5 protein-coding genes are annotated in these 12,304 nt (G+C 57.8%); all 5 read right to left on the bottom strand.

Annotation, left to right across the window (positions count from 1 at the left end):
• The 5 genes from HV770_RS14670 to HV770_RS14650 are packed head-to-tail and all read right to left on the bottom strand — an operon-like array spanning window position 1 to window position 12,292.
• Window positions 1-1,764, bottom strand: coding sequence for an ATP-binding protein (locus HV770_RS14670; protein WP_175160622.1), 1,764 nt, complete (start codon window positions 1,762-1,764; stop codon window positions 1-3).
• Between the two features lie 8 nt (window positions 1,765-1,772).
• The gene (locus HV770_RS14665; RefSeq protein WP_175160620.1) at window positions 1,773-3,371 is read right to left on the bottom strand and encodes a DEAD/DEAH box helicase; all 1,599 of its coding nucleotides are present in this window, start codon (window positions 3,369-3,371) and stop codon (window positions 1,773-1,775) included.
• A gap of 37 nt (window positions 3,372-3,408) precedes the next feature.
• Window positions 3,409-8,841 carry an FtsK/SpoIIIE domain-containing protein gene (locus HV770_RS14660; protein ID WP_175160618.1) on the bottom strand — a complete coding sequence of 1,811 codons (5,433 nt, stop codon included), beginning with the start codon at window positions 8,839-8,841 and terminating at the stop codon, window positions 3,409-3,411.
• Entirely contained in the window at window positions 8,835-10,388 is a 1,554-nt protein-coding gene (locus HV770_RS14655; RefSeq protein WP_175160616.1) for a hypothetical protein, read from the bottom strand. The genes HV770_RS14660 and HV770_RS14655 overlap by 7 nt, the downstream gene beginning before the upstream one ends.
• Window positions 10,385-12,292: an AAA family ATPase gene (locus HV770_RS14650; protein WP_217468605.1), complete on the bottom strand. Its 1,908-nt coding sequence runs from the start codon at window positions 12,290-12,292 to the stop codon at window positions 10,385-10,387. Before HV770_RS14650 ends, HV770_RS14655 begins: the two co-directional genes overlap by 4 nt.
• Between the last annotated feature and the right edge of the window lie 12 nt (window positions 12,293-12,304).

Genomic DNA, 12,304 nt, shown 5'->3' with positions numbered 1-12,304 from the left:
CTAATTCTCGATCTCAAAGAAGTCCATGGCCATTCGCCCCCACTGAAAGCGAGTATCCTCGATCGACACTCGCATCTTTTCGCTCGGCGCTTCGTCTTCCATACGGGCCCAAGCGGCGATAAGCGACAGAACATCCCTAGCGTACTGAGCCTCCGGTCCGTCTTCCCCTTGAAGTGCCTCGAACAGCCGGGCGTGCACCGGATGACGACTGTTCAGGGTGACCAGAATCACGCCCCCGGAAGTGGAAACGTCAAAGATGTGCGAACCAGACATGTCGGCGTGCTTGAAGCGGAATTTAATCTTCTTGCTGACATAGTCCACGGCGAGTTCCAGAGCCTTCGCCTCCTCTACGCCATCCTGGACGATATCGGCAGTCAGCGCGGATGCTCGTTCGTCGGCGGAGGCGTGTTCATCTTTGTCGCTCCGGCCGGTATCCCCAACCCGCTCTCTGCGTCTCATCACAGACTCGGTGGCCGCTTTCTCGGCCTTTTTCTCGGCTCGCTCTTTGGTGGACTGCATTCGCTCACCTTCGCGCATCTTGGCCACCTGCCCGCGCATCGAGTTCAACAGCTTCTCAATCTCCCGGCTGATGCGGTACATGGCAAGCCGTGGGTCTCGATCCTGCTCGAGCGTCTCCTGATAATCTTTCACGCTGAGCCGCTCTTCCAGCGCGTCTTCCTCGATGCTCAGGCGTGTGAAACCCGTCGCGGCCTGCTTGTTGTTCGTGACGCCAAAGACATCATCCAAACCCGGGTCGAACTGCACTTCGATTCCCCACCATCTCTCGCGTGTGTCATACGAGTTCGTGAAGCTGTGATTGAGCTCCAGCTCCCGCCTCGATCTCACGACCGAGATGCCCTGATTTTTTTGCGCGTGCTGACCGATAGGTTTGGTACCTCCTTCTCGCCGCGCCTCCGGCTTACATATCGACGCCATGATGGTCACAGGGTGCTCTGTGCCACCATGCCCTATATGGAGAACCAGCGGTTGTCCGAACGGCACAAAGGCCGGCTTCTGATCGAAGGGCGCCGGGGCATTGGTGCCAGACATCAAGTAAAGCGGGTCATTGGGTCGCACAAAGCTCTGATAGACCGTTGTCTTAGTCTTGCCCTCATAGGCGGCAAGGCGAATTCGAACAGACTTGTCGTCGATAAAGTGCCGATACACACGCCCGCTGATGAATTCTGTGTGTCGCAACAGAGTCGTACTTTGCTTCCAAGAGATGCGGTCCAACTTGCTCCAGACGACCAAGGTGCCATGCTCTTCGCGATTGCCTGCAATCAATGACCGCCATTCAGAAGGAATCTCAGAGGGCTGAGGCTCTGGAACCTCTGTCATTTGTCCGTCCTGAATCTCCTGTACGTCCAAGTACGCGTGATAAACCGACCCATTTTGCCATGTCCAGACATCCACCCTCTTGCATTGAGAGATTGAAGAGTTCGGCAATCCCATCCCGAACTTGCCGATACCCTTTTGCTTAGCCTTGTCAAGGCGCGAACCGTTGCCAAATTGAAGGGCCTTCCTGAGCATGCTGGGGGTCATGCCGCTGGCGTTGTCGTAAACCGCGAGGCGGGATATCTGACGTCGCCCTTCGGCCGGGACCTCGTCGATACAGATTACCTCGACTTCGGTGCGGGATTGAGTACCTTCTCCTGCTTGGATCGCGTTGTCAATGAGCTCGGCCAACGCGTGCGCGGTGTCGCGATAGCCCGAGCTTCGCATGGCGGAGATTGACAGGTTCTGGGGAATAATTGGAAAAGACATGTGGCCTCCTAGGTATGCAGCGTGGACCAAGTGCTCAACGACTCCAACCAACCGGCATCGGCTTGTGAGTCGGCTGCCACAATGAGTCTGAAGCGCGGCAGATCTGCCACTCGGGCTTGGACGAGCCGCCCAACTGTGGATAGGAACGCTGCTCGGGACTTGCCAGGCGACGCCATCACACATACGGAAATTTCAGGAACGGAGTTCCTTGGAAGCAAGAACCCGTGGACGCACAAGACCTTCTCATCTCTAGCGACAAATTTCTGCAGCGCAAGGTCGCGTGCCGCTGGAGATTCGTCCGCAGTTACGGCTCTGGCCTTCACGCCCTCGACCATCAGAAGGCCGGCGAAAAGCCGTGCGTTCTCGGCTGTTGTTGCATAGAAAACAACGCGTCCCCGACCCTTGGACTCCTTCTTTAGAATTTTCAAGAGGTGTTCGTTGCGTTCAACGTTGTTGCCCAGCTCGTTGACGTAGGTGTGGTCAAAATCGAGTGCGTCGTCGTTGGTCGGAGGGAATAAGGCATCCGCCGGCGCGCTTGTGGGCGATGCGCTCGTGAGATTCACCACCGTACCGTCGATGTCCGTGAAATCGCCAACCTGACGCAGCGACTGCAATCCGTCGTTCGCCGCGATCGTGATGCAAGCGTCCGGAAAGGCATCCATCAAAGCACTCTGAGTGGCTCCAGGGGGAAAGGCGGTGCCAGATGTCGCTAATATTCCCACCGCTCTGAATTTCCCACCCGCGGACATCCTTCGAACGATCTCGGCCCCGACAGGATGAACACGATTCTCTGCATCTGCGAAGACGGCAACCGATGTAATGGATCCCAGCTTTTCAAGAGCCGAGTTGTCCTTGCTGAGTTGGAGAATGTCGATGACTGCTATTGCCCCTCCGAGCTGATCTAGGTCGCGCACCGGGTGGTCACCGTAGAGCTGGAGAATGGTAGTGTCGCGCGAACCCAGTTGTCGCCACACCTCCTGCAATTCAAGGAAGGCCTCGTCACACATGGCTGCGCCTGGCGCCAGCCAGATGATCGAGCGGTCATCGGCCTCCGAACGATAGAGATCGAGCGCTGCAGTGACGACAAGCCGAAGTTTTCCTGCTCCGAATGGCATATGGACCAAAACGGATACGGGCGGGTTGGCGATGGCTCGACGAAGCTCGCGAAATGCATTTAGTTGATGCGCGTGGAGCTTGTGCGAGGCAATCGTTTTCTGAGACCCCTCGGACGGTTCAAGGGGCTCCTCGAGCTCGTCAATCTCCACACCATACCACCTGTCGAGAATCTCCAGGTTGCTTGGCTCTGCGTCGAAGTCGATGGCACTCAACGTTCGGAGAGGCGAGATCGCCGGCATCTGAAGCAGGTCGCACAGATCCAGTGCCTCCGAGTTGTCCAGTTTGGACAGCAAGAGACTTCGAATGTCCTGCTTTCGTAACGCACCGCGTTCGCCATGCAAGCTAACGATGAAATAGGCGAGACCCGTTGGACTTGTCACATCTGTACCCATCTTGCCGAGCAAGGCCATGATCGAGGGGCCTAACAAGGCAGTGAGCGCGCTCGTGTTGTTTCTCGCAAGGTGTGCCACGAGCCGCGTCATCGTGGTCACACGAGACGATCCCGGGGTTGAAGAGGCATCTGGAATGTCAAGTGGTGCCATGCGCTGATTTTGGGGAGTTGTCGAGGGAAATCGCCGTCACCGCTGCGGCGATATCATCGTCAGACAGAAAGGGGGCTTGCGCGAACACCAACCCCTGCTCGCCGTTGAGCTTCGCAGCAAGGTGCCCACGACCAAGCAAGAGCTCAGCGCCCGGTCTGTCGAGCGCGATTTTGGAGGTGGCCTCGCTTGAAACTTTGAGGATGAGGCGGTTGCCAAGATTTTCGCGCAATTGCATCGGCATGACGTCCTTGTCGGGGCGCTGCGCTGCGAAGATCAGATGAATGCCGGCAGCGCGAGCCTTTACGCCCAATCGCTGTACCGCGGCGCCCACGGCAGACTTGTATCCGTCGTCGAGCATCCAGTCCGCGAATTCGTCATGCACAAGGAAGACCATGGGCAAACGCTCGTCGGCCGAGACCTTGGCGTTGTAGGTCGGCAGGTCGCGCGCGCGCGCCTTAGCGAAGGCGCGATAGCGCTCCTCCATTTCCTGAACCAAAGCCTCGAGGACTTCTGCTGCCTTCTCCTTTGTCGTCACAATCTCGCTGCGCATGTGCGGCAGTTCGGCAAGCGGCGCGTAGTCCACGCCCATCTTCGGATCGATCAAGATGATCTGCGCAAGATCCTTCGAGTTGGTCGCGGCGATGTCCAAGAGCAGCGCCTGGATCAGTACCGACTTGCCGCTACCGGTGGCACCTGCCACAAGGGAATGCGGCTCGTGGGAGGAGAGGCCACCGAACTCTGCTCCGAGGTTCAGATATAGCAACGCGCCGTTGATCTCTTGGAGCCCCAAGAGGAATGACGTGTTGATGCCGGCGACGTTGCGATTGAGCTCGCGACGCGACCACAGCTCCCAGAGCGATACCGCTTGACGCTTGGAGCCGGCGACCGTCACCACAATCTCGCCAGGCTTGGGCTGAACCGTCACTAAATTGATCGCGTGAGTGGTCAGCAATTGGGTGCGCTTGTTCTCGATATCCTCGACGCGCAGCCTGTCTGAGCCTGCCAATCTGACCAAGCAGCCGTTCGGCGTCAAACGCACGCCTAGAATGGCGGCCTGCAGACCGTAGCTATTCAGCGCGGATTTAAGCTTCTTTTTCACCTCCTCGGCCCACCCCTCCCGCTCTGCGTCCGCTCGCGCTCCGCCCGCAAATTTGGCGGCTACCAGAGCAGAAAGCGAAGAGCCAAGATCGGTGGACAATGCTGGAGTTGGGACCGGCACCGACACCATTGCGTTGGTTGAGGCTTCGACCTGTTCTTGCACCGGTGCCTGGTGCTCAGCCACGGGGCCGTTTGATTGAGGCAAGCTGCTTGCATCTGCCACAATGGCTGGAGCTTCGTCGTCGGAAGACACTAAGAGACCATTGGCGAGCTGGCCTATAGCCGAGAGCCACGGCACCCGCGCAGCTGGCTTCTTGAAACCGTGCCCAGCCCATGGTTGGTGGGGGCCGAGTCCAGCCCTGGCTTCGAAACCGCCATTCCCCTTCGCATAGGCCTCGCCAAGCTTGCGCAGATCATGCCTGTCAAAAACTTCCTGCCAAGCTTGAACGCCTTCGGCGTCGTCGAGCAGCTCTTGGTCGGAGGCAGACGCGGAGCCTGCATCCGAGGTATGAACATAGACCTGTGAGTAGCCGCGGAGCGAAATCTCCACGTCGCCTTCGCGCAGCTTTACCCTTGCCCGCTCCATGAGTCCCGTCATGCCTGGCGGGATCTCGGCGTCGATAAGCATATCCGCCAAGCGAGCGAGCCACACGTCACGATCGAGGCGCCCCGGGGCGCCAAAGAGAGCCTCCCGGAACATGCTCAACGTTGCCAGGAGTTGGTCCTTAGAATCTCGGCGGGCCTTAGCTAGTCCGTCTGCTCCAACATACTTCGACTCGACGATCGAAATAACGACACGGATTCCATCGTCTCGCTCCTCGACATTAAGCGCGAGGATGTCGGCGATGCGGCTTTCAGGTTGCGACAGCCAGCTCGCATAGTCGTCGAGCAGAAAGTATGCAGTCAGTATTTGACCACCAGCGGCGGAAGCCTTGAACTCCTCCGCGAGCAAGTAGCGGCTGAGGACCAAGCCGATCATTTCGCCTGCAGAGACACCACGCTTAGCCGCGCGAAGCACAATGTCACCGGAGACAGAAAGCGCGTCGCGCTTCGCCTTGGCGGCAGCAGCCTCAAGTTGTTCGGGATCGAGCTGAAGATTCAGCTCTTCCAAGCGACGGCGTACAAGCACGCCGAGTAGCCGTAGCTCGGAGGTCGAGCTGACGATCATGTTGCGGCCGTTGGTGGAGCCACGACGGTAGCGTACCACCGTGATGTTGTTGTGTTGGAGCTGACGTTTATCGAGCAGCTCATCGTAGGTTGCCACCCATTCTGCTAGATCGTGCGCGTCCTTGATCATACCGGCCAAGGCGGCGCTTTGAAGCGAGATACGACGCGCGGGCAGGTATCTCTCGTCGGGCGACGCATCAGTGTCGCGGTCGACCGCCGCAACGGCGGAGACGTAAGCCCAGCCCGACGCGGTCTGCCAAGGGCAGGTCAAAAATGTCGTCGATTTGAGTTCGTTCTCGCCCGAGACGCTACGATAGGACAATCGCGATGGGGCATGATCCAAGTTGGGACGGTCGTTTGTCCACGCAACCGGGAGCCAATCCGTCTGTGCCGCACGAGCGACCACGTCATGCAAGAAAGCCACGTCGAAGGCTTTAAATCCCTGCTCACTTTCGCCAGGAGTAGCCGAAATCGGAGTCACGGAAATGCGCAATTTCGAGATGAAATTGTCGCTCGTCTCGCTAACCACTGGCAGATCTGGATCATCGCCAGCCTTGTTCACCAGTTCGCCATAAACGCTTCGAAGCTTTGCCGGATCCGAGTGGCGCACCGACACGCTGCATTGGAGCTTTCCATCGGCTTGAATCGACGCGAGCTCCCGTACAGTCGCCAGGGGCAACTCTGCGGCATCTGCGTTGTAGAGCACTACGCTCAGATTGGAGGCCTCATGCGGCTGCAATCCAACGTAGCGCTCCAAAAGCTCGCGTGCTTGCTTCGCGGCGGCGGCTGGTTCGACATCGGTCATCGCGTCTTCGGTGCCGCGTGTGGGCGACTCCAAAAGACTATAGCCGTTGACCGTGCTGCTTTCCGAGACGAGCGCTGATGTACTTGTGCGTTTGAGGATAGCGATCTCGGGATAAAACGGGTGCGCAATCTCGTCGGAGAGCTCCCGCATGAAGATTTCGCGGTCGCCATAAAGAATGCTGTCGCTTGACAGCAAGTGAGTGGCGAAGCCCGCCACGCGCCGGGACTTTACCGCCAGCGCCTTCATGCGCTCAGGATGCCACGGAGGGATAATCAACGCGGGATTGTCGCCGGCCACACGGACTGTACCAACCGAGAGGACCTCGGAGACCAAGAGCGAACGGCAAACATCACCGCGCGCATGAGCCATCAAGGACGTCAGGAGTGCACCAAAGGACTCCGCCTGACGCATAACGGCCTCGCCATGGACGCCCGTGGACACGAAGTCCTCCATCGCCTTGATGTACTGCTCTTCGAACACGTCCCACGCGCCTCGAATCTCATCGCGTTGCCGTGGCGTAATCCGGCTATCTTCCGAAAGCTCCTTAATTCGCCCTTTTATGTCCTGACGAAGGCTGCGCAGCTTGTTGGCCGCGGGAACTAGCGAGCCGGCATCCGTCGAATAGGTAGCCTCCAAGGTCCCGGTGTCGAGCAGCGAGACGTTCTGGACGCCGCCTTTCTTGCTCACGAGCCTGCGCGAAACCTCAGTGCAACCGACGCCGCCCTTCTCAAGGAGCCGGCGCATGTCGGCAACCATCGATAAGCCTATCGATGTTGGCTTGTAGCTCCACAGGAGTTGAGTCTTGGCCAAAATCGTTTCTTTGCCATCGGCAACCTGCACCAATGCGACGTCGAACTTGATCTGCAACGCTGCTCGAGAAAGCGAAGCGTTCGGTCGGACCTTGTTCTTCTTGTCGTTGCGCAGTTCCTTTTCCTTGGCGAAAAAGGCTTCGTAGTCAAAGAGTGGGTCTGGCAAGTTCGCGTTGCCAAGCCGCTCAACCTTCCAATCCGCCCTGGAGCCCATCAGCTCCTTCAAACCGCGGTACATCGCAGAGAAGTACGTTCCAGCGTCGTAATTGAAGCGCTCGCGCCACTCCTTCCGGCCCTTGGTGACAGTAAAGCGCAAGATGCGCTCACCCTCTGGATCACGCAGGCCCGCATGTAGACTATTGACCACACGTGCGAAGCCGTCAAAGAAGTCATTGCACTCGATGGGTTTGCCATACAACGCCTTTTCCCAACGGGCGCAGAGCTTCGCGTCTTGCTCGATCAATCGACGATGCTTAACGAAGAATTCCTCGTCTTCCTCGTTAAAGTCAGAACGGCGTTCGCGTGATTTCAGGTCATCAAGGAGTGTGCGGCTCTCGTCATCAAGGGAATTCTCCTGATCGCAGTCATGGTCGAAAAACCGGATCGTAGAGTCCGCCAAACCAAACTGCTTTTCCTTGGGCTTGTCGAAGGCCAAGTAGACGCCGTCACTTTCCCATTCGAATTGCGCCAGTGCCGTTGCCGCTTCAAGATCGCCAGCGGGAGCGGCAGCGAATTCCTCCAAGGCCTGTCGCGCACCATCGGCGATATCCGACTCGTTAGCTTTGATGCGCTCCAAAAGCTCTTCAGGGTCGAGCAACTGCCCGTTCTGCCGAAGCTTCTTGAGCAGTGGCGCACGCTGCGTGAAAAGTTTGATGAAGGCCTTCTGCCAAGGCTTGCGTGTCACCCCGAACGTCTTGGCGTTCGAGAAAAAAGAGCTGTCTCTAGGAAGCCCCGCTCGAGGCAGTGCGAAACCGACCGCGTCGCGGATGGCCAAGCCTCGGGTAGACATGGCTTCAACAATGTCGGAACAAAATTCGCCAAGCTGGACAAGCGAAAGTTCGGAGGAGGAAAGCAGTCCGCCAATCGCTGCATGAAATACTGCACGGTCGTCTGGGACCGGCGAGAGGCCGCCCGCGTACAACGAAGCCTCAACCCACGGCTCCGGATTGGCGCGCATTTCTTTGGCGCCAATGGCCATTACATGGCCCAGTGTGTCTGCAAGGTTGTGTTCGTTCCCATTGGCGGTGAGAATTGCCGCCTTGGAAGTTACAGCGTTGTTGCGTACATACCCTGCGTTGTGAGGGATCAAGATCTCTGCTGGGAGGCCCTGGCTTTCGACCAACGCCTCCGGGATCATAAGCTCCACGCGGGCGAGTAGTTCAGGATTGGCCAAAACTGCCCGCGCCACTGCAGCGATTTGGCCAGCCGAGAGCTTGTCAAGCCGAAAGAGCGCCGCCGAATCACCCGGCTGGTCAGGATTCGAAATGCGCTTGGCGAGGATATCTGCGCCGACGCGCCCAATGATGCGATCGGTCAGCATTCCGCCTCTCCCTTGAACGCGAACGGATTTTCAACAAACGAGCAGGAATCAGAAAGCCTGCGGACCAAACCCAATCCAACAAGTCTGGCTTCCAGGTTGTCTCGGTTCTCGCTGAGCTCCTCTTGGTCAACTAGCTTGGCATCGACCAAGCGCACACCTTCTGCGTCACCCAACACTAGGCCATAGCGCCGCTTGGCTTCGGCAAGAAACTCATCAAATTGCATGCGATCTTCCACGATGGCGACCACAATCGACTTAAGCAATCTGTCATTGGGGGCGTACCTTGTTCGGCGAGACAGCCGTCGCGAACTGAGTCCGATCGCACGCGACCACGACGCGTGAATCTTCCCGACGTGCTGTTCGTGGCGGGCGAGTGCGAGCTCAATGAGATCTCCGACAAGGACGTCTGGACTCTTTCCGGTGTAGTCCTCGTCGTCGCCCCCATCTAGTGACGGCCACTGGAAACGTTCGCGCATAAGCTTCACTCGCTCAGCCTCCGGGAATTCGCTCGAGGCAGCGTTGCTCCAGAAGGGATCCTGCCGAATCGACTCGACATATGCGCGCACTGCCTTAGCGGGCAACCCCTGGTTGAACTGGTAGCTATCGCCCGAGAGTGCTCTAACCTTCGTGCGCTCCTTGGAAACGATTTCGCAGACGATCTCAACAGGATCGTCGTCGCCCGCGATCCGCTTGGCCCGCTCGAGGAAGTAAAGGAGCATATTGAGGCCTGAGATGGAAATCAGGTGCTCCAAGGCATCGTAGATCGGCATGTCCCTGCCGAGAATGGATAGCCAGTCTTCACAAATTTGATCAAAACGCGCGTTGGCAACCTCGGGCAAATATCCGGAAGACCGTGGGTCGTCAGCTAGCTGAGGTATACCTTGCAGTGAACGCGCCAGCCGATTCATCGGAGCCTCACGGTCGAATAGGCGCCTCGCCAAGGTGTCGCCGAGCTCCGCTCCCCGTTTCGCTCTCGAGAGCATTAGATAGAGCAGCTCGCCAGTGCGCGCGAAAAAGCGGCGGTCATTGCTCATCTTCCCGCGCGAGTCTATTTCCAAGTCCTCGTAGAGGGCGTCGGGACCAAAAGGGAAGACGAACTTCGAGCTCCAACGCTTGTTGCTACGGGACTCGAACGACGAGGAGCGCAACAGCTCGATGGACTTGGCAAAATCGTCAAAATTAGAGAACGAGTGACGCAGGTAGGCCATGTCATCGTCGCCGTTGCCCGTCTTGCCCTGGTCAAACTTCTCAAACCACTGCTTCCATTTCTCCGCGTCCGGTAGAGCGCTTTCGGAGATGGATTCGACATAAGGGTTGTTGAAGAGTAAGCCGCGTAGCCGGATTTGACGCTGCGGTTGAAATTTGACCGCGCCACCCAGACCCTCTTGAGGGCGTAAAGGCCTGCCCAGGTTCGAACCGAGTACGCCCAAAAACTCAAGCACAGTCAAATGCGGAAGCTGCTCGTCGTAAAGGCGGTGACCCCAAATGTTCTCGTCGACGCAAAAGTCGACGCTCTTGATCTCTGGGCGCTTGATGATCTCGCTCATACTGGGGCTCTCACAGTTACGGGACGAGCGAAGCCACGGCCTCCCGGTTCGATGTCAATGAAATTTAGCGTGAGCGCGGACGCCTCTCCAGCGACTTCGTCGTCGTCGCCGGCGAGCCTTGCGTTGCGAACAATCTCCGCCTTTCGCAGCAGTTTCGCCTTAAAGGCCAACAGATCTTCATGGCACTCGTTAGAGAAGCTCGCTGGCAACGCGCCGGCGGCTACACGCGACAGGAACTCGTGACGGATAGGCGTGAGGTCAAAGACAGCGGAATTGCCCGGACCGGGCGAGAGCGAAACATCAAGCTGCGGACGGCTAGTCTCTTCGTCAAGCCTAATTGCCATGCCAACCCCACCCTGCCGGCGGGATGGCGTCTCATGGTCGCAGAGCACGCTAACGCGGCTTTGCGTGAAGCCCCCGGAGCTGGCAATGAAGATACGGTCGACATTTTCCAAAAGCAAGCCTGTCATGACCCGGTTGAGTCCCTTGGTGATACGCCCCCGGACCGTTTCGCTGACGGGCTTCTTAGACCTCAACGATTCGATCATCTCCAAGTAGTCGCCAGCAAAGTGGAAAGCGGTCATCGACCAGCGGGGATAGCCGGTCTCGGCATCCGGCACGGTGAAATAGAGCCTGCGGCGCTGTGCCTCAAGCATCTCCAAGAACTCGGACGAGCCGCCTTCCAGACGAGCGCCTTCGTACCCCTCCAAATACGTGTTTTGGGCAGCACGAAAATTTGAGGTTGCTCCGTAAACTTGGTCGCCACCAACTAGCCGATCAAAGTCGGCCTGAAGTCGAGAATCGTCCTTCCCGTAGACCAAGAGGCCGTCAGCGGCGTTGGTAGTTTCCTCCCCTACGCCGAAGCTGGCCATCGCCTTGAAGACGGGACGATCAGAAGCTCTCCGCTTAGGCAGGTTTGCCCCGAATGCATTGGCGTAGATACTCGCTTTGCCGATGTCGCCGCCATCTACGATTTTGGCCACATCCGCGCAGGTCATCAGGTTCTCCTTGGCATCTTTAGCATCCGAGTAGCCCAAGACCATGTTCGAGCACAGAGCAAGCAGGTCGCGAACGGGAAGATGAAGTCCGTTGAGGCGCGCGATCTCGATCAAATCACCTAAACGGTGTGCAAGCTGTCCGCCATCGGATTCACCGAGGAGCCGGCGACGGTTTTCGTCGATGGGGCAGACCTTACCTGCTGCCTTGAGCGAGCAACGCTTGCAATTTTCCCACTCGGGGTGGCCTGCTACCGCTTTGGCGATTTCTTCGAGCGTCTTTCGACTAGTTGTGCGGCTAAGGTCGAATACTGCGAGCCGATGGGGTGCCGGACCCGCTTGCAAAAATCGCTCTTGCAGGGGCTTGCGAAGCGGATGTGTCCGGTCTTGTCGCTTGCCCAAATCACGCAAGCGGTCGAGCAGTTGGCCGTGGTTAGCAGCCAAGATAACCACCTCGGAGTCGTCGCTTCCCAATACAGACTTTTCAAGCCGCTGCAACGGCAGATCGCTCTCCTCGCCGTTAAATTCGGAGAGGTCCTTTATAAAAACAGCTAAACGACCGTCCGCAAGTCTGAGCTCCTTGATGTTGCCCTTGCTCGACCACTCTTTCGGATCGCCGCCCAACCTCGTCCATAACGCGCGACAGTGATAGGTTTTGCCGTCGCCTGCGGTACCCGCGATCAAGATAGAACCCGGGACCTTGGAAGCGACATGCTCAACCATCGCCTCCAGCAACGGCGTCGATAAGTCGATGGGCTGCACCTTGGCCCTTGCGAGCGCACCTGCCACGTATTCATCGAACATCGTTAAGTTGTTCGGTGTCGGGCCATAGCTTCGAAGAAACCGAACCCAAGCTGCTGAGGGCAGTGCAAACGAGCTCGCATCCCCATGCTGTTCAGAATCAATCATGTTGGTCTCCCT

Origin of the sequence: Paraburkholderia fynbosensis, from assembly GCF_902859935.1 — a bacterium.
Lineage (GTDB): Bacteria > Pseudomonadota > Gammaproteobacteria > Burkholderiales > Burkholderiaceae > Paraburkholderia > Paraburkholderia fynbosensis.
This window is presented reverse-complemented; position numbering and strand designations above follow the sequence as displayed.

What these genes read in the sequence shown, in the direction of transcription:
- HV770_RS14670 (WP_175160622.1), bottom strand. Translation starts at nt 1,764, where the DNA reads ATGTCTTTTCCAATTATTCCCCAGAACCTGTCAATCTCCGCCATGCGA.
- HV770_RS14660 (WP_175160618.1), bottom strand. Translation starts at nt 8,841, where the DNA reads ATGCTGACCGATCGCATCATTGGGCGCGTCGGCGCAGATATCCTCGCC.
- HV770_RS14655 (WP_175160616.1), bottom strand. Translation starts at nt 10,388, where the DNA reads ATGAGCGAGATCATCAAGCGCCCAGAGATCAAGAGCGTCGACTTTTGC.
- HV770_RS14650 (WP_217468605.1), bottom strand. Translation starts at nt 12,292, where the DNA reads ATGATTGATTCTGAACAGCATGGGGATGCGAGCTCGTTTGCACTGCCC.